The following is a 26,655-nucleotide window of genomic DNA, read 5'->3' on the forward strand; positions in this document are numbered from 1 at the left end:
GGCCAATCATCCGCTGCCGCAGCAGATAACGCCGCAGGCGCGGGCCACGGTCGAGACGCTGACCGGCATGAAATACGAATCGCTGTGGGGCAATAACAATATCGGCTACCTTAACCGCCATAAAGGCGCGCCGGAAAAAGCGCTACCGCAGGAGCATACCGTTTAAACGCTAAAAAGAATAAGCCATAAAAAAATTGGCCTCATGGGTCAAGGGATAAATATGGGCATAACGCAGCAATTCACTCTTTTATTTCAATTTAAAATTAATTAAGGGTTGGTATAAAATGAAAACTTCTTATTTATGGTTGGTATTACCGTTAGTTTTTATCGCCGGCAACGCAAGCGCGGCGGAAATTATCAATAAAGACGGCAATAAGCTCGATCTGTATGGCAAGGTCGATACGCTGCATATGTTTAGCGATAATCCGGGCATTGATGGCGACCAAACCTATTTCCGTTTTGGCTTTCGCGGCCAGACACAGATTAATTCGTCCCTGACGGGCTACGGCCAATGGGAATATCAGGTCAACGCCAACCAGGCGGAAAGCGCCAGCAGTACCAGCGTGACCCGGCTGGGGTTCGCCGGCCTGCGCACCCAGGATTACGGGTCGGTGGATTATGGGCGTAATTTCGGCGTGCTGTACGATCTGGGCGCCTGGACGGATGTGATTCCCGAATTCGGCGGCGACGCCTACGGCATTGATAATTTTATGTTTAAACGCACCAGCAATCTGCTGACCTATCGCAATAATGTCCTGGTTGACGGCCTGAAGCTCACCGCCCAGTACCAGGGCAAGAACGGCAGCGCCACCGAAACCAATAACGGCCGCGATGCGTTGCGCCAGAACGGCGAAGGCTACGGCGCGGCGCTGATCTATGACTTTGGCGCGGGCATCAGCGCCGGCGCCACGTTCACCAGCTCCGATCGCACCGAGGGACAAAACAACCTGGCCTATGGTCATGGCGATAAGGCTGACGCCTATCGCGGCGCGCTGAAATATGACGCCAACCAAATCTACCTGGCGGCCACCTATACCGAAACCTATAACGCGACGCCGTTCGGCAGCAGCGGCCATAGTGTGTACGGTTTTGCCAACAAGGCCCAGGTAGTGGAACTGCTGGCGCAATATCAGTTCACAAACGGTCTGGCGCCGATCGTCAGTTATTTGCAAACGCGCAGCAAGAATATAGAAGGCTATGGCAACCAGGATTCGTTGAAATATCTGGCCGTCGGCGGCGCTTATTTCTTTAATAAGCGCATGTCCACCGACGTTATCTATAAAGTCAATTTGCTGAAGAATAATGACTTCACTAAAAACAGCGGCATTAATACCGACGATGTGCTGGCGGTGGCGCTGATCTACTATTTCTAATCCCGTCAATCGGCGTTCGGCTCACCGGGAAGTGGACCGAACGCCCGCCGCTACGGCCATCCTATCCCCGGCTTCATGGCCCATTCCCGCCTAACCCTGACGGCAGGATATCGCCGTCCACCCGCCAGCCGCCGCCGAGCGCGCGATAGAGATCGATCTGCGCCAGCAGCAGGTTGTTTTGCAATTGTATGACGCTGAGCTGGGTGGCGAACAGGGTCCGCTGGGCATCCAGCTCCTCCAGATATGAGGCGTAGCCGTTGCTGTAACGATTATGGGCAATGCGCAACGCTTCGCTGACCACCTGCGCTTGCCGCGTGGTCTCCCCCAATTGTTCCTCTAGCCGCAGGATGGCGTCCAGGCTGTTATTGACCTCGCCAAACGCCGATCGCACCACGTTTTCATAATTGTATAACGCCTGATTACGGGTGGCGGTGGTGATATCCACCTGCGCGTTCAGCGCCTCGCGGTTGAGCAACGGCGCCAGTACGCTCCCACCGATGCTCCAAAGCCTGAAAGGGTTATCAATAAGCTTTTCCAGGGCGTTGTCTTGAAGCGTGCCCGAGGCGGTAAGATTAATCGAGGGCAGCAAACCGGCGCGGGCGGAGTCAAGCGTCGCGTCGGCGGCAACCAACTGCCGTTCGGCCTGGATGATATCCGGACGGCGTCTCATCAGCGTCGAGGGCAGGACGGTGGGCAAGGGCAGGGGCCGCAGTGAATCGGCGTCGCCCCCGCGGCGGATGGGACCGGGGTTATTGCCCACCAGGATGCTCAGCGCGTTCTCCTGTTCGGTGATCTGATGGGATAATTGCGGTATCTGCGCGCTGGCGGCCTGGTATTCCGCCTGCGCCTGCACGTATTCCAGCCGCGACGAGTAGCCGGTTTCAAACTGTCTGCGCGCCAGGTTCAGCGAATTTTGCCGTGACTCAAGAGTGGCGCGGGTTAACGCCAACTGCCGGTCCAGGGCATGCAGCGTCAGGTACCCCGAGGCCACCGAAGAGGCGACCGTCAGCATGGCCGCCGCCGCCGCGGCCTGCTGCGCCTCCAGGCTGGCGCGCGCGGCGGCGGCGGTATCGGCCCGCCGGCCCCAAATATCCACCTCATAACTCGCCTGCAGCGCGCCCTGGTAAACCGTGCTGTAGACCGGCAGGCCGGTGGCTGACGACAGCACCCGGGCACGCGTGCCGTTGACGCCGGCGTCCAGCGACGGCAGACGATCGCCGTTGGCCGCGCGCAGGCGGGCGCGATACTCGTCAACCCGGGCGCGGGCGGTGAGGATATCGGTATTTTCGCGCAGGGCCTGCTCCACCAGCCGGCTTAATAGCGGATCGTTGAAAGACCGCCACCAGCGCGCCTCCACCGGCGCCGCGGGGCCCACCTGCCCGCGCCACTGCGTCGGGATAACCAGGCTGGTCTGGGCCACGCCTTCGCGGCCGGAGTGGCAGGCGCAGAGCATAAGGATCAGGCAGGACAGGGATAAACGCAGCGGGACGATCTTCGCCGGCATCAGCGTACCTCGCCTTGCCGGTTCTCGGCATTCCGGGTATCGATGCTGACCTCCACCGACATGCCGGGACGCAGACGCTGGAGGAAACGGCCGTCATCGTGGAGTTTTATCCGTACCGGGATGCGTTGGGCTATTTTGACGAAGTTGCCGGTGGCGTTATCCGCCGTAATGGCGCTGAATTCCGATCCGGCGGCGGGAGAGATATTTTCCACTTCCCCGCTAAGCGTGGCGTAATCCAGGGCGTCCACCCGCAGGCTGACCGGTTGCCCCAGCCGGATGCCGGCCATTTGCGTTTCCTTCATATTGGCTATCACCCACATCTGTTCGGGCACCAGCGACGTCAGGTGGGTGCCGGCGGTGACATAGGCGCCCTGCCTGACCGAAACCTGTCCCAGCTGGCCGTCGCGCGGAGCATTGATATGCGTATTGGCCAGGTCGATTTGCGTCAGTTCCAGCGCGGCCTGCGCATTGGCGACGTCCGCCTCGAGCGAAGCGCGGTTAACGATAACCGTTTGCAAATCCTGGCGCGACATTTCCAGCGCCGCCGTGGCCTGGGCGATATCCGCCCTGGCCTGGCTAAAGCTGGCGCGCGAGGCGTCGCGCTCGCGCACCGATAACGATCCGTCGGACATCAAATCCTCGACGCGCTTTAGATCCAGCCGCGCTTTTTCCGCCTGCGCCTGGGCATTGATAACCGACGCCTGGTTGCGCGCAATCGCCGCCTCGCTGCTGCGCCGCTGCTGGATATTATTGGCCAGGGCCGCCTTTTTCATCGCCAATTGCGCCATCGCCTGGTGTACACGTTGCTGATAGATGCGATCGTCTATGGTCATCAGGGGATCGCCCTGGCGTACCCGGGCGAAGTCCTGCACCAGGACCTGGGTGATATAGCCGCTGAGCTGCGGGCTGATAACGGTTACCTGGCCACGGACGTAGGCGTTATCCGTGGTCTGCGCCTGGCGGGTAAACGGCGGCAGTTGCCAGGCGTACAGGATAACCAGTACCCCGACGATGGCGATGGCCACCGCCACCAGGGTGGTCAGGATGCGGGCATAGCTGCTTTTTTCCTTTTCCGGCGCGGTGACGGGGCCGTCGGATTGCTGACTCATTGTTGCTCCATTTTTTAGTGAACCCGGCGCCGCGCCAGCATTCTCAGCCGGAACAAGCGCCACAAAACCCAGACCAGCGTCGCAAGCGCAATGGCCGCGGTCAGCATATACACATCGTTATAGGCCAGCGTGTTGGCTTCGCGGGTGGCGACGGCCTGTAGCTGCGCCAGTCCCTGCGCGCTCAGTAAATCAGGGTCGTTCAGCACTCCGCCATAGGCGGCGCTATAGCTGCCGACCCGCTCGGCCACCAGAGGATTTTGCAGGCTCAACGCGTCGACAATCTGGCTGGAGTGGAATTTCTCGCGTATGACCTGGAACGTGCCAAGCAGGGCGGAACCCATCAATCCGCCCAGATTCTGGCTCATGCCGAACAGTACCGAGAAGCTCACCAGGTTGCGCGGCTCCGTTACCACGCTGCCAATGCCGACCAGCATTGCCGGGGCCAGGAAAAAGGCGCTGCTGAAACCGAGCAGAAACTGGCTGAAATAAAAATTATCCGCTCGCGTCAGGCTGTTGGACCGCGCGTCCAGTAACGAGGCAAAGGTCATCAACACTAATGCAATAATAATAGGCTGGCTAAGCTTTTTGGGATTGATCGTCAGGGCGCTGATGACGATGCCGGCCACGATGCCGGTCAGGATCGCCAGGGATAAGCCGCGCATTTGGTCGTTGAGCAGGCCGATTTGCTGCAGGTAGCCGATGGCGCCGGTGTTTTGCTCGGACAGGACGATGCGAATGAGCAACATGATAAGCCCGAGACGCACGATGGCGCCGCTGCTGAGCCAGCGGGTGTTCAGCAACGGATTGCGCCGGTTGCGCTCCACCAGGATGGCGCCGGTTATCAACGCCACGGCCAGGGCCAGCGAGACGCCTATCCAGGGTGCCGACAGCCACCAATCAATGCGGCCAAGGGAAAGGACCGCGCAGATGAGGCCCATGCCGGGCGCCAGCAGCATAAACGTCAGAAAATCCTTTTTCTCAAAGACCTTAATGCGATCGCTCGGCGGCAATTTAAGCAACAGCACGCCGCCGAGCGACAGCAGGGCCAGCCCCAGTTCAAACAGATAAAGCCCGCGCCATTCGTTAAGCGCCAGCAGTTCCGACGAGAACAGCCGCGCGAGCGGAATAGCCACCTGGGACGCGCCGATGCCGATGGTCAGCCCTTTCAGGCGATGCCGGGCCGGGAACGCCTGGATCTGGTAGTAAATCGACAGCGAGCTCAACGCCGCGCCCACCATGCCGTGGGCCGCGCGCACCATAATGGCGGAATTAAGATCGTTAACAAACAGATGAAAAAACGCCACCAGTACATAGAGCACCAAAAAGGCTTCGGTAAAAACCCGCAGGCCGTACTGTTGACGAAACTTGACCAACAACAGGTTTATCGACACGTTGGTCATCAGGTAAACGGCCGGTAGCCAGGCAATTTCATTGGAGTAGGCGGCGAAGGTGCCTTGCAGATTGCTCAGGTTGGCCGTGACCAACGCATTGCCCAGGCCGCCGGTTATCGACACCAGTACGCCGACCACGCCATACGCGACGCGTTTCGGCACCGAATGCAGCGGTGTCGAGGGCGAACCGGGCAGCACGGGTTTCTCGTGCGCTAACCATTCGCGCGGGGCGTAGGGATCTCTTTTTGCCATGGTCCTCCGGCCGCTTAATGACCGATCGTGGGTAAACACCAATATTTCTTATCATTAGACAGAAAATTAAACCTAACATGACATATTAGCGGTTCAAAGCGGGTTAGCCGGTTTTTCTGCATTTCGGGCTTTTTTTACTTTAAAGCGTCCATTACGCAAGCGTTGAGGATTCTGCGCCGCATTCCGCCAGCGCTGTCTATACTTAAAAAGAAAAACAGGCGGCGAAATGGTGTAGCATCTGACGAATCCGGATGCGCGATCACAATTCTTTTACCTTTGGCTGTACAGGACTGCGTTGTCCAGGCCGATACTGACTTGATGCATTAAATAATTACTTTTTTAATTATTACTATTGACGTAATTCGCAGAGGCACACATGAATTATCCGCCGTCGGACAGGGATGAGGAAAAACGTCTTGCCGTGCTGGAAGAATACGGTATCCACGCCACATTATCCGAAGCAGGCTTTAACCGGTTGGTCCATCTGACCGCCAATATCTTTAATGCGCCTATCGTGCTGATTTCGCTGATCGAAACCGAACGCCAGCTGTTCGCCGCCAGTATCGGCGTCGCCACCTGCGAAACGCCGCGCGATATTTCCTTTTGCGCGCACGCCATTCGCCAGCCCGATATCATGGTGATCCAGGATACCCACCAGGATGTACGCTTCCGGGATAATCCCCTGGTGACCGGCGAGCCTTTTATCCGGTTCTACGCCGGTATTCCATTGCGCAACCAGGAGGGGTTCGCCCTCGGCACGCTGTGTATTATCGACCGCGTACCCCGACAGGGACTGAGCGTCGGCGATAAGCAAAACATGTGCGATTTGGCCGCGTTGGTCATGGACCGGCTGGAAATGCGCCGTTTGGAACGCGCGCGCAGCGCCAGCCAGTACCGTTTCGAAAATATCGCCCATACCTCGCCCGACGCCATTATCTGCGCCGACGAATCAGGCACCATTACCTTTTGGAATGCGGCGGCGGGCAAGATGCTGGGATATGACGCCAACGAGATTATCGGCCGCAACGTCAGCGTGCTGGTGCCTGACGGCCTGGTCGGCCGGCTACAGCGGCTGGCCGGCGCCAGCGGCGGCGCGCGGCCCGGCAGCACCCTGGAACTGAAGGTCCGCTCGGCGGCCGGCGTCTGGATCCCGGTGGAACTGTCCGCGTCCACCTGGGTTGACCAGGATCGGGTCAGCTTCGGCGCCATCCTGCGCGATATCACCGAACGCCGCCGCAACGAAGAACGCCTGTTCCAACTGGCGCATATGGATCATCTTACCGGCCTGGCCAACCGCACCCTGCTGGGCTCCTGCCTGGAGCAAACGCTCAGGGACGAGGACGCCGCCATCATCATGCTGGTGGACCTGGACGGCTTTAAGGATGTCAATGATAACCTGGGCCATGCGGGCGGGGACGCGGTGCTGGTGGACGTGGGTTTTAAGCTGCAAAACTGCGTACGCTCGGGCGACGTGGTCGCGCGTATGGGCGGCGACGAGTTTGCCCTACTGTTGCCCGGGCTGTCCGATGCCAAACGGGCGGCGGAAATCGCCGATCATATCATTGATGAAATCACCAAGATTGTCACCGTGGACGGCCAGCCGGTCAATATAGGCGCAAGCGTCGGCATCGTGCTGTATCCCATTCACGGGCTGACCATCCAGGAACTGCTGACCAGCGCCGATCTGGCGCTTTACCAGGCCAAGGCCGAAGGCCGCCACTGCCGTCGCTTTTTCACCCGCGAACTGCGCGAATTATCCCAGGCCAAGCGATCATACCAGGGCGAACTGGGCAGGGCATACGACCAGGATGAGTTCGAGCTGTTTTATCAACCGCAGGTGCGGCTGGCCGATGGCGCCATCGTCGGCGCGGAAGCCTTGCTGCGCTGGCGTCATCCCCAAAAGGGGCTGCTGGGTCCGGCGGTGTTTCTTCCGGCGCTGGAGTCAGGCCCCTGGGCCGAGCGCGTGGGGGAATGGGTCATCAGGACCGCCTGCCGCCAGGCGGCGGCTTGGCGCGATCGGGGCGTGAGCGATTTTCGCATCGGGGTTAACCTGTTCAGCGCCCAGTTCAGGACCGGCACGCTGGCGCAGCAGGTGCGCGCCATCCTGCGGGAAACCGGCTTATCGCCACAGGCGCTGGAGCTGGAAATTACCGAAAATATCATTCTGCGCCAGGATGAACATATGCTGCGGCCGTTGCGGGAACTGCGCGCGGACGGCGTCGGCATCGCTTTTGACGACTACGGCACCGGCTATGCCTCCCTGAGTATGCTGAAACATTATCCGGTGACCCGGCTGAAGGTAGACCAGACCTTCGTGCGCGCCATGGTGGATTCTCCCCCCGACGCCGCCATCGTGCGCGCCATTTTATATTTGGGCAGCAGTTTTAAACTGGAGGTGATAGCCGAAGGAGTGGAAACCTTTGAACAATGCGAACGCCTGAAGAAAAAAGGCTGCCTGGAAGCGCAGGGTTTTCTGTTCGGTAAACCCATGCCGGCCGCAGAGTTCGCCGAACGCCTGGGACTGGAACGCTGAGACGGCGTCAAAAGGGCGCGACCTGCGCCGATGCCGGCCAGAGAAGCCGCAGAGACGTTTTTATGCCTCTTATTGCGGCGGATAACATAGCAAGCGGTCCCGCAACGTCTGAGTATCTTTTTTCAAATGCGTCAGCAGTAGGTGCGTTAAGCTGAAAATCGTGAAATTATTTTCGAGGCCGCGATGGTTAATTCCACGGCTATCCGTATCTGACCGCGCCCCCGGCCGTGATTCACGATTCAGCGCAAGATTGTAATCTGCGCAAAGCCAGCAAAAATAGCACTGATTAGCGGTATTGAAATCGGCTGTCTTGAGTGTGTTGGTATGAAAATGCATGTCAATTTCCCCAGGGCGTGCTAGCTGCGCCAACTGCTGCCGAAGCCTGAAATTAAGCGACAGCATATCGGCGAATTCAGATTTTATCCGGCTGATATGTGATGGTGTATCCAGAAGCTTATCCAATTGAGCAACATCAATGCGGGGCATGTCGTTACCGGCAATCGAAACGACCGGGTCGAGAGTCATGGCTGCCGTAATCTTCTCCCATGAGAGGTTTTGCATTTCCGGGTGACCTGAACCGTAAGCGGTTAAAGGATAATGCGGCAGGCCGTCGAGCAGGTTATCACTATCCTTTTTTATTATGGAAAGCAGCTTATGGGTTAATTTGAATACCTTAACGTTTAAATTGCGCTCATCGACATCATATTCCACCGTAGGGATGCCGGGCTGTTTCGTCAGGTTCGTTAAGCCACGGAAAAAATTATTATAATCTTTCCAGAGCACGCAAATGCCGCATTCAGGCGAATTGTCCACATCGGCGGACTGAACAATTAAAGTATGCACGTGGCCCACGGCGTGGGAGGTCAAGGGGCTTGTCTTCATCAGCCGGCGAAGATTGGCATTTTGCGCAAGCGCCCGGTTTAAATCAATTATCAGCACACTGATATGGTCATTAATCCGCCATGTTTTCTCAAGTTGCGCCGGATTTACGCGCAGCATCCTATATCGACGCGTAGCAACCTCCGGACTGGCGGGGGATGCGGCGTTTTTTGCCGGGTGATTCGACTCGGGCAAGCCCGTGGCGCGAATCGCGGGAAGGGACCGAATACCGTCGAGCAGGATATCGGTGTCCTTTTTGACCAGGTGATGCAACGCGCAAGCAAGCGCTAACAGAACAGGGGCGCTATTGTGTTTTTGACCATGCTGATTGATGAAAAAATCGCCGGATGGCGCCCTTGAGGCTTTAATGGCGGTGAGTACCTGCTGGTAGTTTGCCCAAAGGCCACATATCCGGCATGGGGAAGACGCGCCGGGGGCCGCGGACGTCATCTCGGGCGCGTGCAGATGTTGCTGTCTGTGTGCGTGCGTCTCGTCGGTTTGCCGGATCAGTTCGCGCAATAGGGCGTTGCGCAAAAGGTCCTTTGATAATTGTGCTTTTAACGACCGCAGCTCCCGCTCAATGGGCCAGTGGAGGTTCATGTTTTCTGGCTGCAAAGGGTTTATCGGGAATGTATGCCTTAACCGCGCCGGGTTGGTTATAGCGATATCCTGCGGTTTAGGCGGAAATGACCGGGTTGATGTGTTGGAAGGATGAATATCATTAAGCAACGTCTGGCCGCCGGAAAAAGCATTGCCGCGTATGATAGTGCTGTCGGCAGGATGGCACAGGTTTCGGGCGCCGGAATATGATGTGGCTGTTGTCGATCCCGCATGCGCAAGAATACGGTTTTTTTTTGCCGGGACGGAGGGGGAATTGGTTATTTTTTGCAGCTTATGTTTGAGCAATGATCGCCCGGCGTTGTCTTCCTTATACCGGTTGACCCGGTGTCCCTTGATGACGCCGGAAATAAAACCCACGGAGTAGGATGTTTCGTTCATTGAATAGCCTGCCTTGTCGCAGCGGTAAAAAATAAAACCCATCGACTGTTTATTTAATTAAAAGTGTATGCTAATTATTTTTTGGGATTATATAAAATATTGTATTATCACAAAATTCATTCGTCCCTGATGTTCTGACTTACCTATTTTAAATAATGGGAGCTATACCTATCAACAATGAGTGTTTAACCCGTTGACTTGCCGCGCGGTCGTTTAAATACGCAGTGCTTACCGGCGGCGCGGGACCTGGCTACAAATCAATCCGCTCGAAGCGTAGGATCATGGCCAGCGCCAATCCCTGGGCCGGATCATAGCTATGGGAGAGAAAGCGGATTTGCGTATGGCCGTAGGCGAAAGAGAGGGTGGTGCGGCGCGCCGTGGCCAACACCTGTTCGGTAAACAGCGACGAGGTATTATAGGCGCAGTCGATAAGCAGGGTGCGCGGGTTGACCAGATGGATTATCTGGCTAAGCGCCTTGCCGAGCAATTCGCCCGCGCGGCCGATAACCTGTTCCACCACCTGCGGCGCCAATGCGCGACTGGCCCACTGCAACCCCGGCTGAAGCTGCCCCAGCTGCGCGTTAATGGCTCTCAGCCCGATCAGCGATTCCAGGCAGCCGCGTTGTCCGCAGGTGCAAAGCGGCCCGTCGGCGGCGACGTTGAGGTGCCCGACCTCGCCGGCGGTCCAGCTGCCGCCATAATAAACGCCCTGTTCGGTCAGCAGCGTGCCGCCGATGCCTTCGGCGATACGCAGGTAAAAACTGGGTTCGGCCCCCGGCTGCCGGGTGCCTTGCTGGCGCGATACCAGCGCCGCCGCCTTGACGATATTCATTACGCCGACCGGTATCGGCACGCTATGGCCCAGGACCGCCAGGAGATCGAGCTGCCGCCAGCCCAGGTGCGAGGATACGTGCATCAGGCCGGCAAGCGGATCGATAATGCCGGGAAAACCCACGCCGATGCCGATAAGCTCGGGATAACGCCGGTGCATCCATTGGACGATGCGGGTGATTTCCGCCAGTACCGGGACGGGATCGGTGGTATCGATAGCCAGCGTTTGCTGCTCGATGACCTCGGAAAAATAGTCATATACCGCCCAGTGCAGCTGCTGGCGCTCGACCATAATGCCCGCCGCCTTCATTTTATCGGGCAGCAGCGCGATATGGATTTTGGGACGGCCGATGGCGTTGGACTGGGCCGCGCCAAGTTCGGCCACGTAGCCCCGGGCGATAAAATCATCCACGATCAGCGAAATGGTATTTTTGCTTAATGACAGCGCGCGGGCAATATCCAAACGCGAACTGACGCGCTGTTGACGCAAGAAGGACAGGACATGCTTCTCATTGTACTGGCGCAGCAGCGCGGGTCCCTTTCCTGGCTCTTTCATCGGCTGGCTTACCCTAACCTTCGGCTGAATATCAGCGGGCATTATGGCATAACCATCGACGCCCGGAAAAACCTATTCATCCCGCCAGACGCATGCTCCCCGCTGATAAACGGCCTGCACGGACAATTCGCCGCGCCGGTCTTCGCCGAGCGCCACCGCGTCCAGCGGCGCGCCAACCGCCAGGCCGTGCCGCGTCGGCAGGTTCAGCAGCGCGGAGGGCCGTACCGATGCCATATCCCAGGCTTCGCGGCGCATGGCCAGGCCTTGGCGGATCAGGGTGTTGACGCCATACAACAACGAGCGCGCCGACCCGGCCAGCAGCCCTGGGTTATCGGCCAGCGACAACCGGCCCTCCGGGCTGAGCATGACCTCGCCGCCGATATGCAGCCGGTAGCGTCCGGGCGGCATGCCGGCCAGACTGGTGGCGTCGCTTACCAGGATGCCGCGTTCACCCTTGACGCGCATGAAAACCTTGATTACCGACGCCGGCAAATGTTCGCCGTCGCCGATCATGGCGCACCACAGCCGGTCCTGCGCCAGTTGCTCCCAGATATAGTTGGGGTGGCGCGGCAGCAGCAAATGCGCCCCATTGCCCAGATGGGTGGACAGGGTGGCGCCGGCCTCGACCGCCGCGTCAATCTGTTGCGCGTCGGCGGCGGTATGGCCCAGGGAGACCACCACTGCGTCCTGCACGCAGCGGCGAATGAACCCCGGGGCCTGGGGCCATTCGGGCGACAGGGTCAGCAGGCGTATATCCCCCTGCGCCGCGCGCTGGAAACGTTGAAACAGCGGCCAGTCCGGCGCCATGACAAAAGCTTTATCATGGGCGCCGCGCGGTCCGTCCTCAGGGGAAATAAACGGACCTTCCAGATGGATTCCGGCCACGCTTTGGCCAACCGGGGCAAAACGCCTGCGGGCATGGGCTATCGCCGCCACCATGCCGGCAATCTGCTCATCGCCGTTGGTGATGACCGTGGGCAGGAAGGTGGTGACTCCCTGCCGCCATAGCTGCCGGGTGACCTCCAGCACCGCCTGTTCTGCAATCGGGCTACGGTTAAAATCCACCCCCGCATAGCCGTTGACCTGTAAATCAACCAAACCCGGCGCCAGGATGGGCAGGCTATCGTCCTGCGGCAGCGCGCGGATTTCACTTATCAGTCCGCCGGCGGCATGGATTTCCACGGTGGTTAAATCCCGGTAGTCCCGGCCCCGGATACAGATATTACCCATGCGTGATCTCTCCATACGCGTCCAGGTCGGTAAACAGTGAACAGGCGGGGTGGGTTCGCAGGACGGTGGCGGGGCAGGCGGTGGTGACCGGCAGCGTTAGCATGCCTTGCAGCGCCGCGCGCTTGTTGATGCCCGGCACCATGCAAAACAGGCGCGATGCCGCCATCAGCGTGGGAATGGTCAGGGTAAGCGCATGGGTGGGCACCGCGTCGACCTCGGGGAAGCAGCCGTCGTTTACCTGCTGGCGGCGGCAGACCGGATCCAGCGCCACCACTTTCATGATCTCGGTATCGTGAAAATCCGCCACCGGCGGATCGTTAAACGCCAGATGCCCGTTTTCCCCCACCCCCAGGCAGACCATATCCACCGGCGCCCGGCCCACCAGCGCGGCATAGTCGTCGCAAACCCGCCGTCCCTCGCCCGCGGGTATCAGATGGACGTGTCCGGGACGGACAATATCGAACAGATGCTGGTTAAGATAGTGGCTAAAGCGCTGCGCCGAATCGGCGGGCAGGCCAATATATTCATCCATATGAAACGCCGTCACCCGCGACCAGTCTATATCCCCGGCCGCCGCCAGGGTGGCCAGAAACTCATTTTGCGATGGGGCGGCGGCAAAAATAATCCGCACGTTATCCCGGGCCTTAAGGCATTCGCGCAGCCAGGCGGCGGCGGCCTCGCCGGCGTGGCGTCCCATTTGCCGGCGATCGGCAAACACCTGGATGGATAAATTTTCGCACCGACGGCTCAGTAGCGGCAATGACATATAAAGCTCCTTAGTGTTGGCTGGATTCCGGTTTAGGCAGGCCATTGATGGGATCGGCGGCTTGGTGCGGGTCTTGATCCTGGTTCAACGCGTCCAGCAGGATATCCACCTGCGCACTGACCGGGCCGCGCCGCAGCATGCCCGCCAGCGTATAGACAATCAGCGAGGTGATGACCGGAATAGCGACGATTTGCGTGGTGCTCATGCCCGGCACCACGAATTTGACCGAGAAGAATGCCGCGATCCCAAGCGCCCAGGAACCGATGGCCGCCGTCGGACCGCACTTTCTGAACCAGGGCAGCAGGCCGAGCAGCATGGGAATCGAAATGGGTCCGACCAGGCCGCCGAACCAGACGATAAGCAGGGTAAGCACGCCGCCGAACCGGCTGGCGTTAACCGCGATAAGCAGGGTGGTGAGGATAAACAGCACCACGGTGACCCGCGCCACCACCAGGGAGGATTGGCCGTTACCGAACCGGCGCGGAAACAAAACCGGCAGGATATCGCGCGTGACCACGGCGGTGATGGCGTTGGAATCCGATGAGGTCATCGACAGGGTATGGGTAAACATCGCCACCAGCACCAGGCCTATCAGGCCGTTGGGCAATAGCTGCATCGCCATGATGGAATAGGATTGCGACGGATCGGCGATATGGGGGAACAGTACCGGCGCGGCCCACATCGGATAAAACAGCACCAGCGGCCATACCAGGTACAGCACCGAGGACAGCAGGGCGGCCTTATGCGCGTCCCGCCCGCGCGGCGAGGCGATAAAGCGCTGCGCCAGGTTCCAGGTGCCGCCGTTGTAGCTTAAGGTATAGATAATAAAATAGGCGAGCATAAAGCCCAGGGTGTAGGGCTCGCGGATAATATCGGTATGCGCCGGCGGCAATCGGTCCCAGACGGTCAGCAGTTCGTGCGCGCCGCCCAAATGGGACGCCACCGCCACCACCATGACAATCGCCGCGATAAACTGCACCACGAACTGGCCGAAGTCGTTGCAGGCATCGGCCCACAGGCCGCCCATGACGGTATAGAACAGGCACAATGCGCCGGAAATGGCGATGCCGTATACCGGCGCGAGTCCGGTGAAGACATTGATGATAATGGCGATGGCCGCCCACTTGGCGCCGACATCAAAGGTTTTCAGCAGCACGCCGCTCCAGGCCAGCAACTGCTGGGTCGGGACGTTGTAGCGTGTGGCGAGATATTCCATCGGCGATTCGATATGCATATGGATGCGCAGCCGGGCCCAGCGCGGGGCAAAAATAAACGAGCCGAGAAAGACCGCCACTGAAATCGGCAGCGCCCACCAGAAATAAATGGTGATGCCATAGCTGTAGGCCACCGCGGCGTAAGCGACGAACACCGCCGCGCTATAGCCCGACATATGGTGTGAAATGCCGGAAAGCCACCAGGGCATCTTACCGCCGGCGGCGAAAAAGTCCTTGGTGCTGCCCACTTTGCGCATGGCCCAAAGCGTGATCGCCACAATCATCAGCGCATACAGCGCCATGACCACATAGTCTGTTCCGTTCATAGCTCACTCCGGTAGCGGATAGGGTCAGCGCAGCGTGACGGGAACCGTGCGCCCACCTGGTGGATGATTTAGTCCTTTATTAGGACTAATTGATTAATACTTTACATGATCCCCATGAGGACATGTAACTGTTAGTCCTAGTTAAGGACTAATGCAACATAACATCCCCGTCAGGAGATGAAAGAGAGTTATATCACAATTATTCGCGAGCGCGGCGGGCGCGGCCATAGGACTTTTATATGACCTCGCCCGCCGTGGCGACGGCGATGAGTCCGCTACCGATGGCGGCTAATAATTACCCGGTTTATGAACCGACCCGAGCATCTGGTCATAGACATCGGTACGCCGGTCGCGCAGCACCTGGTTAAAGGCGTTCCAGTTGCGATGACGTCTGGCGTCGGCCAGGTTAATGGTCGCCATGATGATGTCGGTGTCCGTGGCGCTGGCCGGCCCCGCCACCGGCCAGCCGGTATAGCCGGCTATCAGGCTTTGGCCGATAAAAGGCTGGTTGCGTTCCACGCCCACCCGATCCGCCGCCGCCACAAACACCGAATTGGTGTGGGCCGCCGCCATGCAGATAATATTGGCCATGGCCTCGCGGTGGGGATCCTGTCCCGGGATCGGCACCCAGTTGGTGGGCACGCAGACAATCTCCGCGCCCTGCAGCGCCGCCAGCCGGAAGCTTTCCGGAAACCAGCAGTCATAACAGATATGGCACCCCAGGATGCCGATGCGGGTTTTGAATACCGGGAATCCCAGGTTGCCCGGCGCGAAGAAAATGGCTTCGTCTCCCCACAGATGCACTTTGCGGTAGCGGCCGATAAAGCCCTCCGGTCCGATAACGGCCGCGGCGTTATACAGCAGCTCGCCCTCGCGCTCGGTGATGCCGGCGACGATATACACCCCCAGCCGCCGGGCGCAGTCAATCCAGGCGCGGCAGCTGGCGCCGTCGGGCAGCGGTTCGCCAAGCGAAAAGGCTTCGTCGCGGGTGGCGAATACATAGCCGGTATTGCACAGCTCAGGCAACACCATCAGGTTTGCGCCCCGCGCCGCCGCCTGTTCAATCATGGCGATCGAGGTGTTGACATTACGCGCGGTCTCGCCGAATACCGGCTCCATTTGCAGGCAGGCAACGGTCACGAGGGCTTCAGTCGGTTTAGACGCCATGGCGGTCTCCGGGTGAGTCGGTTAAAGGATTGCCGGTAACCCGCGGCCTATCGGCTGGTCAGCCAGCCCAGCATATTGACAAGCAACTGTTTATAACCCGGCCAGTCGATAAAGCTCTGCGGCAGCCAATGCGGGCTGATGTCCGAAGTCCAGACCAGCGTCCGTCCCTGGCCAAAACCGCCGGTGACCAGCAGCGGATGCCCGCCCAGCTCGTCCGGCAGGCGCGCCAGCACCTCGCTGCCCGGTTTGGCCCTCACCTCGTTGGCGCCCAGCAGCAGCGGCCATTCGCCGCTGATATCGTTAAACAGCGCATGCGCCTGCTTCAGCGGGTCGATAACCGGACGAAATCCCTGCGGCACCTCGATGCGATCGTCATAAGGCAGGCATTCCACGGGCAGCGCCTGCTCCACCGCGGTGCGATGCCAACGCGCCTTGCCGTCGATGCCCTGGAAGCTCAAATAGCCGCCGAACATGGCCAGGGCGCCGCCGCCATAGGTCCAGTCGCGCAGCACGTCAAGGCGATTGGCCACCGTCTTGCCGTGCAGCCAGACATCGGGATGCAGCAGCAGCGAGTTGGCGCCGATATCCGACAGCAGAATGGCGTCATAGCGGCTAAGCGCTTGCCCGGTAAACGGGAATTCCTCCACCGCCTGGTGCGCCGGCATATGCGTCAAGGCAAATTCCGTGCCGGACAGCGCGGCGATCGCCGCCTTGGCGCCCGAATGGAAGGTCACGCTGCCGAACTGATCAAACCCCTTGAAATGGGTGGCCGAGGTGACCCAGGTTTCACCCACTAATAATATCTGTTTCTGACTCATTGCTATCGCTCTCCGCAAGCGTGGATCATTTTTGTGCGGCCGTGCACTTTTTCAGTGCGCTCGATCCGCTATTTATTGAACCGTTTCAATAGTAAAAATTGTCATTTTTATGATTATATATCAAGTGAAAATTTAATTTTAAAAGATTATTGACAAAAAACATTGAACCGTTTCAATATGCAGTTGATCGCTTATTTAATCTACCCGTCCCGCCGGAGAACCGAGAATGAAAAGACGTGCATTGTTGTTAGGAACGGTATTAGCCGGCGCCACGCTGCTGGGCGCCTTGATCCCGGCCCCCGGACCTACGGGAACCGCCGCCGCCGCGCAGCTGGCCAAGGTGACGTTTATCCAGGAATGGCCGGTGGCCGACGGTTTCTGGATCCCCTGGGTGGTGGGCAAGGACAAGGGATTTTACGCCGAGGAGGGCATTGACCTGGATATCGTCGCGCCGCCCACCGTCGCCGATACCATGAAATTCCTCGGCACCGGACGGGCCAATGTGGCCTTTACCACGGTCATGGACGTGATTTTCGCCAAGGAGCAGGGCGCGCCGGTGGAGGCCATCGGCCGCTATGGCAAGGAAAATAACTGGGGCATCATCAGCGCCCAGGGCAAACCCTATACCGTTGCCGAACTCAAGGGCAAGACCATCGGCATTTACAATGACGCCTGGAGTAAGGCGCAGCTGGCATTGATGCTGAAAAGCGCCGGCCTGGCGCTGACCGACGTCAACATGGTCACGGCGGCGGACGATACGGTGCCGCTGCTGCTGCAAAAACGCGTGGACGCCATTACCGGCATCACCAATGCCGAAGGGACCGAAATGACCACCATGGGTAAGCAGACGCCGGAGTTCCTGGCCGCCATCAAGCACGGCGTACCCAATACGCCCATCCTGATGTTCGCCGGCAACCAGGCCTGGCTGAAGGCCAATCCGCAGCTGGCCAAAGCCTTTATGCGCGCCACTGAAAAGAGCATCCGCTACGCCGTCGAGCATCCTGATGAAGGCGTCGCCGCCTTCGGCAAAGCCTACAGCAAAGCTTACGACGCGGACTTTATCCGCCAGCAATGGGCCGATACCGTGCCGCTGCTGGCGCCGGTGGACGGCAAGTCGCTGCAGATGGACCTGGCGGTATGGCGGGAATTGCTGACGGCCGTGCAGGCGCAGGGTATCGTTAAATCACCGCTGCCCGCCGAACAGTATTTCACTAATCAATACTTACCGTAACGACTGCGTATTCCGGGGGGACTATAATCAGTTCACCCGGGATTAACGCCGGTATAGCGCCATGTTCTCCTCTGCCGTCAACCCGTTTGCCGGCCACGTATGCCAAAGGATGCCGCCACCATGTCTTTATCTTCACCGCCGATGAAACCCGCCTGGACCTACCGCCCCGGACCGGATATCGCCCTTGAAGCCCCGGCCGGACTGCGCCAGGCGCAGCTTTTGGCCAAAGCCGCCGCCCAGGCGGGCCTGGCGGCGCTGCGGCCCGGCATAGCCGAATCCGCCGTGGAGGAGGCTATTCACGACTATCTGCGCGGCCAGGGCGCGGCGGGCATCTGGACCATTACCAACGTCGGCCTGGGCGAAAACGCCAAGGTCTGTTTTCCCACCCAGGGGCCGGGCGCCCAGGCCGCGGCGGCGCGCGACGTGCTGATGGTGGATGTGCATCCCATCACCACCGAGGGCTTTTGGGGCGACTGTACCCGCTGCCGCGTGCTGGGCGATTATCCCGAGGCGGCGGACGCGCTGCGGGATCTGGAAAATATCCACCGCGACACCCTGGCGTTATGCCGTCCGGGCATGCCGGCCGCCGAACTGTTCGGCCTGAGCCATGAACGTCTGGTGCGGGAAGGCTTTGTCCTGCTGGATTTACTGGGTAATATCGGTCACAACCTGACGGCCGGCGCCGCCTATACCCAGGGGTTTATCGACGCCGGCAATGACACGCCCATGTGGGGGGCCTGGGCCATTGAACCCTTTGCCCGGCGCGGCGACGTGGCGGTTAAAGTTGAGGACGTGGTCTGGTTCGGCCGTGAGCGATGCGAGATTTTGTAACTAAAACCGGTCTATTTCCAGCGTGCGTTATTCGCTAAAGGATAGCCAAGAGGCAACGTCATGACAGTCCCTAAGTTATCGATTCAACAGGTCACGCGGCGCTTTGGCGCCATGACCGCCCTGGCGCCCACCGATCTGGACGTGGATCCGGGCGAGTTTGTCTGCGTGGTCGGCCCGTCCGGCTGCGGTAAAAGCACCTTGTTTAACCTGATATCCGGCGTGCTCCCCCCCGACGGTGGTAGGATCCTGATAGACGGCGACGATGTCACCGGGCGCAGCGGCCACGTCGGCTATATGCTGCAAAAAGATCTGCTGCTGCCCTGGATGACGGTTATCGACAATATCGTGCTCGGCGCCATCCTCAAGGGCGGCGCCACCCGGGCGCAGCGCGCGCAGGGCGTGGCGCTGGCCGAGCGCTACGGCCTGGGCGAGTTTATCAATCATTATCCGGCGGCGTTGTCCGGCGGCATGCGCCAGCGGGTGGCGCTGATGCGCACCCTGGCGATGCGCCATGACGTGATGCTGCTCGACGAGCCGTTCGGCGCGCTGGATTCGCAAACCCGCCTGGCGATGCAGCAATGGCTGCTGACGGTCTGGGCGGAGCAGCACCGTACCGTGGTCTTCGTTACCCATGATATCGACGAGGCGATTTTCATGGCGGACCGGGTGGTGGTAATGACGCCCCGTCCCGGCCGCATCCAGCAGATTTTCAGCGTGGATATCCCGCGCCCGCGGCCGTTGTCCTGCCTGACCAGCCCGGAATTTACCCAATTGAAACGCCAGATCCTGGATCTTATCTATAACGAACAACCGGCACAGGAAGCCCATGCCCATGAACAACATCCGTAAGCTGTTATTGCCGTTGGGCGGACCCCTGGCGGCGTTGCTGCTGGTGCTGGCGGTCTGGGATTGCGCGGTGCGTTATTATCAGATTCCGGCCTATGTCCTGCCCTCGCCGCAGATGACCTGGCAGCACGCCCTGTCGGACTGGTCGGTACTGTGGATCGGGTTTCAGGCCACGTTCACCACCTTTTTGCTGGGCTTTATCCTTGGCGCCGGCGCCGGGTTTATTTTTGCCGTGCTGATGGATTCCACCCCCGGCGTGAGGAGCGTGCTGTATCCGATTTTGATCGCCAGCCAGGCGGTGCCGGTCATCGCAATTTCCGCCGCGCTGACCATCTGGCTGGGTTTCGGCCTGGCGCCGAAGCTGGTGATCGTGGCGCTGGTGGTGTTTTTCCCGGTGGTGGTCAACGTGCTGGACGGGCTGAACTCGGTGGATAAGGATATGCTCAACCTGGTCAGGTCCATGGGCGGCTCGCGCTTAAGCATTTTCCGTTACGTTAAGCTGCCGGCCACCTACACGCCGCTTTTTTCCGCCCTGAAACTTTCCGCCACCTTCAGCGTGACCGGGGCGGTGATCGGCGAATGGACCGCCTCCACCAGCGGCGGCCTGGGCGCCTATCTGCTGCAGGCCAATTCCAGGCTTAACACCGCCGGTACCTTTTCCGCCATCGGTTTTCTGGCCTTGCTGGGCGTGTTAAGCTTTCTGCTGGTTATCCTGCTGGAGTACCTGGTTACGCCGTGGCGTTCTTCATCAACCGCCAGACGCTGGTCGCGGCGCTACTGGCACCGTTAGTTTCACCCCTAAGGTTGGTTAATGAGCGACGACAGTTCCAAAGCCCTAAGCGCGGCGCGCCCCACCATTCGTGATGTGGCGCGTTTGGCCAAGGTGTCCATCGGCACCGTCAGCGCCGTTATCAACAACAGCGAGCGGCCGGTGGCGACGGACACGCGCGATCACGTGCTGCGCTGCATTGCCGAGCTCAACTTCGAGCCAAACAATGCCGCGCGCAGCCTGAAGCACCAGCGTATTTCCTCCATTGGTTTTATCGTGCCGGATCTGGGCAATGCCTTTTTTGCCGACGTGGCCGAGGGTATCCAGGGGGTGCTCGACCACGTCGATTGCCTGCTGGTGCTGTGCATGACCTGGTCGGATACGCAGCGCGAGGAATATTACGCCCAGGTGTTGCGCACCCAGCGCCTGAACGGGGTCATCTACCTGTCCGGCACCGGACTGCCCAGTCCGTCGCTGATAAGCCTGGCGCAAAAAGGCGCGGTGGTGTTCGTCGATGAATGCCTGCCCGGCATCGACGTGCCCTTTATCAGCTCGCAAAACCTGATTGGCGCGCGCACCCTGGCGCAGTACGTCCTGGGCCGTGGGCATCGCCGGCTGGCCATCGTCGGCGGGCCGCGCGGATTATGGACCAGCGAACAGCGCCAGGCGGGATTTCGTGAAGCCTTCGCCGGCGCCACTATCGTGCCGGACTCGGTGCCGGTGTTCCGGGGCGATTACACCGAGGCGTCCGGTCGCCGGGCGGCCGATGAGGTTATCGCGTTGCCGGCGCATCAGCGCCCCACGGCGGTACTGTGCGCCAACGACCTGATGGCCATAGGGTTTATCCGCCGCTGCCGTGAGCGCGATATCGCCGTGCCGCAACAGATAAGCGTCACCGGTTTTGACGACATTCCCGAGGCGCGGCTTATCAACCCCGAACTCACCACGGTGCGCCAGCCGGGCAACGCCATGGGCCGCGCCGCCGCCAACCTGCTGTTGCAGCGCATCGGCGCCCTCCCTGACGCGCCCGGCCAAAGCGATTTTCCCACCGAGCTGTGCATCCGCCATTCCGTGGCGCCGGGACCGGAGGCTTAGGCGGTGCTGGTCGATTGGGCGGAGCGCGGGCGGCAAGGCGGCGGGACCCTTTATCGCGTCGCGCCGGCGTTTGCCCCCGGCGCGGCCAGGGTCATTCCATGGCGCTTTTTATAGCGCCCGGAATAATGAACTCTTGCTGCGTCCCAAGTCATGTGAATTTATAAAATCATGACGTTAAGTCGGCTCGCTTGTTAATATTTATCAATTAATGTCTAAATATTTCTTTAAAATTTTCATGCGTTAATTTGTTCTTGATTTAACTAAAAAATTCTCTATTTCCGCGATGTAAATAAATAATCTCGTAAAATGCATATGCTATAAAGTTGATTAAATTCAGCGTATTAAAATATTAATCGTATTTATTTTAGGGCAAGTATATTATTTGCGCTTTTGCACGGCCTTGCCTAACATTAATTATATTGATGACGGGTCACGCTTATGCCGTCATCGATACGCAGATCAGGTTCGTTGACAGTAATTAAATAAGGTAATATTTAACGGCTTGATCCTATTATCTGAAATTGGAGGTTATCATGGCTGAACATCGTGGCGGTTCCGGCAACTTCGCAGAAGATAAACAGAAAGCATCCGAAGCAGGTAAAAAAGGCGGCCAGCAAAGCGGCGGCAACTTCAAGAACGATCCCGAAAAAGCCTCGGAAGCAGGCAAAAAAGGCGGCCAACATAGCCATGGCGGCGGTCGCGGTTCCTGAGTAATCTGATGTAGGAAATTGCCATTATCGGCATGGGAAACATCTTGCCAAAATAACTTCTGCATCCGTGCGGACCTATCGCAGGTTAATTCACGGGTAAGGTCGTTGACAACGCCCCAAAACCTTTCGTTTTGAGGGCGTTTTTATTTCTGGCCGGCACAGGAAATGCCGATCGGCAAGGGCAAGCGGCGCGCGGTGCGGGATCGGATATCGTGCGGCCGACATCCCTGTCCTGAGGCCTGGAAAATCAGCGGATTTTACGCCATACCCAATCCTTGACCTCGGGCAGATCGTCGCCGTGTTCGCGAACATAATGATAATGCTCGTCCAGCTTGTCCTTGAACATTGTGATGGCGGCGGCGGCCTTGGCCGAATCCTTTAAACCCGGGATGCGTTTGATGGCCGCGATGGCCAGATGGTAACGATCGAGCTTGTTCAGCACGGTCATATCGAACGGCGTGGTGGTGGTGCCTTCCTCCATAAAGCCGTGTACATGGATATTGGCGTGATTTTGCCGCTTATAGGTCAGGCGGTGGATCAGGAACGGATAACCGTGATAGGCAAAAATCACCGGGCGGTCGGGGGTGAACAGCCGGTCGAAAAATTCGTCGGTGTGCCCGTGGGGGTGCTGCTCGCGGGACTCCAGCGCCAGCAGATCCACCACATTCACCACGCGGATGCGCAACTCCGGCAGATGCCGTCGCAGCAGCTCGACGGCGGCCAGGGTTTCCATGGTCGGCACGTCGCCGGCGCAGGCCATCACCACATCGGGGGCGGTGGTGCCGTCCTCGTTGCCGGCCCAGTGCCAGATACCCAGTCCCGCGCGGCAGTGTTCAATCGCCTCGCTCATCGTCAGCCACTGCGGCGCGGGCTGCTTACCGGCGACGATAACGTTAATGCGATCGTAGGTTTTCAGGCAGTGATCGCCGACCCACAGCAGGGTATTGGTGTCCGGCGGAAAATAGATACGCACGATATCGGCCTTTTTATTGGCCACCAGATCGACAAATCCCGGATCCTGATGGCTATAGCCGTTATGGTCCTGGCGCCAGACGTGGGATGACAGCAGGTAGTTGAGCGAGGAGACGGGCTTGCGCCAGGGCAGGTCGCGTGACACCTTGAGCCATTTGGCATGCTGGTTGAACATGGAATCAACGATATGGATAAAGGCTTCATAACAGGAAAACAGCCCGTGGCGGCCGGTGAGCAGGTAGCCCTCCAGCCAGCCCTGGCACAGATGTTCGCTCAGCACCTCCATCACCCGTCCGTCCTGGGACAGCTGTTCATCGTAAGGTTTGGTCTCCTCCATCCACACCCGATTGGTGGCCTCGAACACGCTGCTTAACCGGTTGGAGGCGGTTTCGTCGGGGCCGAACAGGCGAAAGTTAACATTCTGCGCATTCAGCCGGAAGATATCGCGCAGATACTCGCCGAAGATTTTGGTGGCCTCGGCCTGGATATCGCCCCGATCCTTGACCGCCACCGCGTAATCCTCGATAGCCGGTACCGCCAGCTCCTTGCGCAGCAGTCCGCCATTGGCGTTGGGGTTGGCGCCCATGCGCCGTTGGCCGGTGGGCGCCAGCTCCCGCAGCTCCGGCCGCAGACGGCCGTTGCCGTCGAACAGATCCTCCGGGTTATAGCTGCGCAGCCAGTGTTCCAGGATCCGCCGATGGCCTTCGTCCTCGCGGCAGCCCGCCACCGGTACCTGATGGGCGCGCCAGAAGCCTTCGACCTTTTTGCCGTCCACCTCTCTCGGCCCGGTCCAGCCCTTGGGGCTGCGCAGGATAATCATCGGCCATTGGGGGACCGAGCGCGCGGGGGCGCCGCCGGCCAGCGCGCCGTTTTTAATGGCCCGGATCTCGTCGAACGCCCGGTCGAACGCGGCGGCCATCAGTTGATGCATTGTGTCCGGCTCATGGCCTTCGACAAAAATCGGCCGATAGCCGTAGCCCTGGAACAGCCGTAGCAGCGAGTCATCGCTGCTACGGCCAAGCAGGGTAGGGTTGGCGATTTTATAGCCGTTAAGATGCAGGATCGGCAGCACCGCGCCGTCGCGGGCGGGGTTGATGAACTTATTGGAATGCCAGCTGGCGGCCATCGGCCCGGTTTCGGCCTCGCCGTCGCCGATGACGCAGGCGGCGATCAGGTCGGGATTGTCGAAGACGGCGCCGTAGGCGTGGACCAGCGCGTAGCCCAGCTCGCCGCCTTCGTTAATGGAGCCGGGGGTTTCCGCCGCCGCATGGCTTGGTATGCCGCCGGGAAAGGAAAACTGGCGGAACAGTTTGCGCATGCCTTCGGCATCGTCGGAAATATCCGGATAAATCTCGCTGTAGGTGCCTTCCAGCCAGGTATTGGCCACCATGCCCGGACCGCCGTGCCCCGGCCCGCAGATATAAATCATATCCAGGTCGCGGGCGCGGATAACGCGGTTAAGGTGCGCGTAGATGAAATTAAGGCCGGGGGTGGTGCCCCAGTGGCCGAGCAGGCGCGGTTTGATATGTTCCGGCAGCAGCGAACGGCGCAGCAGGGGGTTGTCCATCAGGTAGATTTGGCCCACCGACAGGTAGTTGGCCGCCCGCCAATAGCGGTCGATCAGCGCCAGCTCGGCGGCGTCGGGGGCGCCGGCCCGCGAGGTCGTGTTTTCCATGTCATTGCTCCTTCGGAGTGGGTTCTACGGAATTTCTCTCCCTCAAGTCTAGCGTGGGATGACGGCCATGCCCGATGCATGGCCCCTGGAACTATGAAGAAATGTATCTCGGCCGGGCTAGCGGCGCGTGCCGCAGGACGAGCGGATAATCAGCTCGCCGCGCAATTGCAGATGGCGCGGCGCGTCCTGGGGGAACTGCAGACGGTTAAGCATCAGGAATATGGCGTTTCTGGCGATATCGCCAAAGGGCTGCTTATACGTGGTCAGGGGAATACCGAGCAGGGCGGAATACTCATTATCATCGAAGCCCACGACGTTGACCTGGCGGCCGATTTGTCCGCAGGTGGATAAGAATTTCATGGCGGTGAAATCATTGGCGCAGACAATATCAGTGGCGCCGCCGTCCAGGATGCCGTTGATAAAGTCTTTTTCACCCGCCCGCCCCTTATGGATCCAGCTTTCGGTCGCCGGGATGCCGGCGTCCAGCAGCGCCAGCCTATACCCCATGATACGCATCGAAACGGTATGCGCCGAATAGTCTTCACATAAAAAATCGACCCGGCGCGATTGATTTTTTAACAGATGGCGGGTGACTTCAAAGCCGGCGGCAATATTATCAATGCCCACCAGATCGTAGGCGCATTTATTGGGATAGGCTTTGAAGTCGCTATCCACCAGGATGACCCTGATATTAAATTGTGACAGTTTTTGCAAAATCAGTTGATTTATTTCGTCGGCGAACGGATGAAATTCAATCGGGATAAAAAATATTCCGTTCACGTTGTTTTTGATGTAGCGATCGATGATGTTTTCAATGGTCTGGATAATTTTTTGCTTGCTGGCGTCAATGCCCATGGTGACGATGCCGTTCCAGACCAGGGAAAAATTGAACTGCTGCGAGAGCGACGCAATGGATTTGAAAATTTGCTCGAACAGGAAGCCGCTCTCATTGGCCTCCATGCGCGGCGACAGGATGCCGAGAGTCAGCTCCCCCTGCGGGGCCGTCGATTCCGGCTGCCGCGCGTTGACGTAATGGCCGGAGCCTTGGGTGCTGCTGATAAGCCCCAGTTCCCGCAGTTTGGACAGCGCCTTGGAGACCGTCGGGCGCGACACCGCGAATTCCTCGCACAGCACCGATTCCGACGGCAGGCGCTGGCCTTCCTGATAAATATTGTCGCGAATGCGCTGCTCGATATTCAAAAAAACGCTATCCAGCTTACCTCTTTTCGCCATGATGATTCTTTTGCCCATGCTGAGATTAATTATCCAAAAGAAATGAGTGAGGACCGCTGGATTATTACATGTAATAGACAACATGTTCCGACCGATGTTGCAAAACACCATAAATGATAAAAGTTGTAAAATCAAGCGGGTTATTCTGCTGATAACTACGGCAACGCTTAACGCGTTTAGCGGCTAATTATCCCGTTTCAGGACGTAATAAACCCACGGTCGGCGCGCTAAATCGATATTTTTTTCCGTTTATTTTTTACCGGCCGGTCCCACCCTTGCCGATAAACCCAGCGGCCGCCGCCGTCTTTGCCCGCGGGCGGGCCGACATTCCCCTATGCTTTCCAA

Annotated in this window: 20 protein-coding genes; 8 read left to right on the forward strand and 12 right to left on the reverse strand. The window is 59.0% G+C overall.

Annotation, left to right across the window (positions count from 1 at the left end; genetic code table 11):
- Positions 1 to 284 precede the first annotated feature (284 nt).
- Positions 285 to 1,373, forward strand: coding sequence for a porin OmpC (locus VGC33_RS11780; protein ID WP_331120946.1), 1,089 nt, complete (start codon positions 285 to 287; stop codon positions 1,371 to 1,373).
- 73 nt (positions 1,374 to 1,446) lie between these two features.
- Here the strand turns inward: VGC33_RS11780 and VGC33_RS11785 are convergent, their stop codons facing one another.
- From VGC33_RS11785 to VGC33_RS11795, 3 genes are read right to left on the reverse strand one after another with little or no spacing between them, the layout of a single operon-like run.
- A complete protein-coding gene (locus VGC33_RS11785) occupies positions 1,447 to 2,877 on the reverse strand; it encodes an efflux transporter outer membrane subunit (protein ID WP_414636924.1) in 1,431 nt (476 codons plus the stop codon).
- Entirely contained in the window at positions 2,877 to 3,986 is a 1,110-nt protein-coding gene (locus tag VGC33_RS11790; protein WP_331120947.1) for an HlyD family secretion protein, read from the reverse strand. The genes VGC33_RS11785 and VGC33_RS11790 overlap by 1 nt, the downstream gene beginning before the upstream one ends.
- Positions 3,987 to 4,000: 14 nt before the next feature.
- Positions 4,001 to 5,629 carry an MFS transporter gene (locus tag VGC33_RS11795; protein ID WP_331120948.1) on the reverse strand — a complete coding sequence of 543 codons (1,629 nt, stop codon included), beginning with the start codon at positions 5,627 to 5,629 and terminating at the stop codon, positions 4,001 to 4,003.
- A 376-nt stretch (positions 5,630 to 6,005) separates the two neighbouring features.
- On the opposite strand from VGC33_RS11795, the gene VGC33_RS11800 reads away from it, so the two are divergent.
- Complete coding sequence (locus tag VGC33_RS11800) at positions 6,006 to 8,162, forward strand: putative bifunctional diguanylate cyclase/phosphodiesterase (protein ID WP_331120949.1); 2,157 nt, start codon at positions 6,006 to 6,008, stop codon at positions 8,160 to 8,162.
- A 69-nt stretch (positions 8,163 to 8,231) separates the two neighbouring features.
- Here VGC33_RS11800 and VGC33_RS11805 read toward each other — a convergent pair whose 3' ends face one another.
- The 7 genes from VGC33_RS11805 to VGC33_RS11835 form a co-directional block, all read right to left on the reverse strand.
- Positions 8,232 to 10,040: a hypothetical protein gene (locus VGC33_RS11805; RefSeq protein ID WP_331120950.1), complete on the reverse strand. Its 1,809-nt coding sequence runs from the start codon at positions 10,038 to 10,040 to the stop codon at positions 8,232 to 8,234.
- Positions 10,041 to 10,290: 250 nt separating this feature from the next.
- Entirely contained in the window at positions 10,291 to 11,427 is a 1,137-nt protein-coding gene (locus tag VGC33_RS11810) for an ROK family transcriptional regulator (RefSeq protein ID WP_331120951.1), read from the reverse strand.
- A 72-nt stretch (positions 11,428 to 11,499) separates the two neighbouring features.
- Positions 11,500 to 12,657, reverse strand: a complete 1,158-nt coding sequence (locus VGC33_RS11815; protein WP_331120952.1) for an N-acetylglucosamine-6-phosphate deacetylase — start codon at positions 12,655 to 12,657, stop codon at positions 11,500 to 11,502.
- The gene (locus tag VGC33_RS11820) at positions 12,650 to 13,423 is read right to left on the reverse strand and encodes a glucosamine-6-phosphate deaminase (RefSeq protein WP_331120953.1); all 774 of its coding nucleotides are present in this window, start codon (positions 13,421 to 13,423) and stop codon (positions 12,650 to 12,652) included. The genes VGC33_RS11815 and VGC33_RS11820 overlap by 8 nt, the downstream gene beginning before the upstream one ends.
- A gap of 10 nt (positions 13,424 to 13,433) precedes the next feature.
- Positions 13,434 to 14,963 carry a sodium:solute symporter family protein gene (locus VGC33_RS11825; protein WP_331120954.1) on the reverse strand — a complete coding sequence of 510 codons (1,530 nt, stop codon included), beginning with the start codon at positions 14,961 to 14,963 and terminating at the stop codon, positions 13,434 to 13,436.
- A gap of 288 nt (positions 14,964 to 15,251) precedes the next feature.
- Complete coding sequence (locus tag VGC33_RS11830; protein ID WP_331120955.1) at positions 15,252 to 16,130, reverse strand: nitrilase family protein; 879 nt, start codon at positions 16,128 to 16,130, stop codon at positions 15,252 to 15,254.
- Positions 16,131 to 16,177: 47 nt separating this feature from the next.
- Complete coding sequence (locus VGC33_RS11835) at positions 16,178 to 16,948, reverse strand: glutamine amidotransferase (protein WP_331120956.1); 771 nt, start codon at positions 16,946 to 16,948, stop codon at positions 16,178 to 16,180.
- Between the two features lie 226 nt (positions 16,949 to 17,174).
- On the opposite strand from VGC33_RS11835, the gene VGC33_RS11840 reads away from it, so the two are divergent.
- The 6 genes from VGC33_RS11840 to VGC33_RS11865 all read left to right on the forward strand — a co-directional run bounded on the left by VGC33_RS11840 (position 17,175) and on the right by VGC33_RS11865 (position 22,430).
- A complete protein-coding gene (locus VGC33_RS11840) occupies positions 17,175 to 18,179 on the forward strand; it encodes an ABC transporter substrate-binding protein (protein WP_331120957.1) in 1,005 nt (334 codons plus the stop codon).
- 120 nt (positions 18,180 to 18,299) lie between these two features.
- Positions 18,300 to 19,010 carry a M24 family metallopeptidase gene (locus VGC33_RS11845; RefSeq protein ID WP_331120958.1) on the forward strand — a complete coding sequence of 237 codons (711 nt, stop codon included), beginning with the start codon at positions 18,300 to 18,302 and terminating at the stop codon, positions 19,008 to 19,010.
- Between the two features lie 60 nt (positions 19,011 to 19,070).
- A complete protein-coding gene (locus VGC33_RS11850; protein WP_331120959.1) occupies positions 19,071 to 19,859 on the forward strand; it encodes an ABC transporter ATP-binding protein in 789 nt (262 codons plus the stop codon).
- Positions 19,843 to 20,646 carry an ABC transporter permease gene (locus VGC33_RS11855; RefSeq protein WP_331120960.1) on the forward strand — a complete coding sequence of 268 codons (804 nt, stop codon included), beginning with the start codon at positions 19,843 to 19,845 and terminating at the stop codon, positions 20,644 to 20,646. The genes VGC33_RS11850 and VGC33_RS11855 overlap by 17 nt, the downstream gene beginning before the upstream one ends.
- 21 nt (positions 20,647 to 20,667) lie before the next feature.
- Positions 20,668 to 21,720 (forward strand): LacI family DNA-binding transcriptional regulator, encoded by a 1,053-nt coding sequence (locus VGC33_RS11860; RefSeq protein WP_331120961.1) that lies wholly within the window; start codon positions 20,668 to 20,670, stop codon positions 21,718 to 21,720.
- Positions 21,721 to 22,253: 533 nt separating this feature from the next.
- Positions 22,254 to 22,430: a con-10 family general stress protein gene (locus VGC33_RS11865; protein WP_331120962.1), complete on the forward strand. Its 177-nt coding sequence runs from the start codon at positions 22,254 to 22,256 to the stop codon at positions 22,428 to 22,430.
- A 247-nt stretch (positions 22,431 to 22,677) separates the two neighbouring features.
- Here the strand turns inward: VGC33_RS11865 and VGC33_RS11870 are convergent, their stop codons facing one another.
- Both VGC33_RS11870 and VGC33_RS11875 read right to left on the reverse strand, forming a co-directional pair.
- The gene (locus VGC33_RS11870) at positions 22,678 to 25,077 is read right to left on the reverse strand and encodes a phosphoketolase family protein (RefSeq protein ID WP_331120963.1); all 2,400 of its coding nucleotides are present in this window, start codon (positions 25,075 to 25,077) and stop codon (positions 22,678 to 22,680) included.
- Between the two features lie 117 nt (positions 25,078 to 25,194).
- Positions 25,195 to 26,310, reverse strand: coding sequence for a GntR family transcriptional regulator (locus VGC33_RS11875; RefSeq protein ID WP_331120964.1), 1,116 nt, complete (start codon positions 26,308 to 26,310; stop codon positions 25,195 to 25,197).
- Positions 26,311 to 26,655 lie beyond the last annotated feature (345 nt).

This window comes from Acerihabitans sp. (assembly GCF_036398755.1).
Taxonomy (GTDB): Bacteria; Pseudomonadota; Gammaproteobacteria; order Enterobacterales; family Enterobacteriaceae; genus Acerihabitans.

What these genes read in the sequence shown, in the direction of transcription:
- VGC33_RS11780 (WP_331120946.1), top strand. Translation starts at nt 285, where the DNA reads ATGAAAACTTCTTATTTATGGTTGGTATTACCGTTAGTTTTTATCGCC.
- VGC33_RS11785 (WP_414636924.1), bottom strand. Translation starts at nt 2,877, where the DNA reads ATGCCGGCGAAGATCGTCCCGCTGCGTTTATCCCTGTCCTGCCTGATC.
- VGC33_RS11790 (WP_331120947.1), bottom strand. Translation starts at nt 3,986, where the DNA reads ATGAGTCAGCAATCCGACGGCCCCGTCACCGCGCCGGAAAAGGAAAAA.
- VGC33_RS11795 (WP_331120948.1), bottom strand. Translation starts at nt 5,629, where the DNA reads ATGGCAAAAAGAGATCCCTACGCCCCGCGCGAATGGTTAGCGCACGAG.
- VGC33_RS11800 (WP_331120949.1), top strand. Translation starts at nt 6,006, where the DNA reads ATGAATTATCCGCCGTCGGACAGGGATGAGGAAAAACGTCTTGCCGTG.
- VGC33_RS11805 (WP_331120950.1), bottom strand. Translation starts at nt 10,040, where the DNA reads ATGAACGAAACATCCTACTCCGTGGGTTTTATTTCCGGCGTCATCAAG.
- VGC33_RS11810 (WP_331120951.1), bottom strand. Translation starts at nt 11,427, where the DNA reads ATGAAAGAGCCAGGAAAGGGACCCGCGCTGCTGCGCCAGTACAATGAG.
- VGC33_RS11815 (WP_331120952.1), bottom strand. Translation starts at nt 12,657, where the DNA reads ATGGGTAATATCTGTATCCGGGGCCGGGACTACCGGGATTTAACCACC.
- VGC33_RS11820 (WP_331120953.1), bottom strand. Translation starts at nt 13,423, where the DNA reads ATGTCATTGCCGCTACTGAGCCGTCGGTGCGAAAATTTATCCATCCAG.
- VGC33_RS11825 (WP_331120954.1), bottom strand. Translation starts at nt 14,963, where the DNA reads ATGAACGGAACAGACTATGTGGTCATGGCGCTGTATGCGCTGATGATT.
- VGC33_RS11830 (WP_331120955.1), bottom strand. Translation starts at nt 16,130, where the DNA reads ATGGCGTCTAAACCGACTGAAGCCCTCGTGACCGTTGCCTGCCTGCAA.
- VGC33_RS11835 (WP_331120956.1), bottom strand. Translation starts at nt 16,948, where the DNA reads ATGAGTCAGAAACAGATATTATTAGTGGGTGAAACCTGGGTCACCTCG.
- VGC33_RS11840 (WP_331120957.1), top strand. Translation starts at nt 17,175, where the DNA reads ATGAAAAGACGTGCATTGTTGTTAGGAACGGTATTAGCCGGCGCCACG.
- VGC33_RS11845 (WP_331120958.1), top strand. Translation starts at nt 18,300, where the DNA reads ATGTCTTTATCTTCACCGCCGATGAAACCCGCCTGGACCTACCGCCCC.
- VGC33_RS11850 (WP_331120959.1), top strand. Translation starts at nt 19,071, where the DNA reads ATGACAGTCCCTAAGTTATCGATTCAACAGGTCACGCGGCGCTTTGGC.
- VGC33_RS11855 (WP_331120960.1), top strand. Translation starts at nt 19,843, where the DNA reads ATGAACAACATCCGTAAGCTGTTATTGCCGTTGGGCGGACCCCTGGCG.
- VGC33_RS11860 (WP_331120961.1), top strand. Translation starts at nt 20,668, where the DNA reads ATGAGCGACGACAGTTCCAAAGCCCTAAGCGCGGCGCGCCCCACCATT.
- VGC33_RS11865 (WP_331120962.1), top strand. Translation starts at nt 22,254, where the DNA reads ATGGCTGAACATCGTGGCGGTTCCGGCAACTTCGCAGAAGATAAACAG.
- VGC33_RS11870 (WP_331120963.1), bottom strand. Translation starts at nt 25,077, where the DNA reads ATGGAAAACACGACCTCGCGGGCCGGCGCCCCCGACGCCGCCGAGCTG.
- VGC33_RS11875 (WP_331120964.1), bottom strand. Translation starts at nt 26,310, where the DNA reads ATGGCGAAAAGAGGTAAGCTGGATAGCGTTTTTTTGAATATCGAGCAG.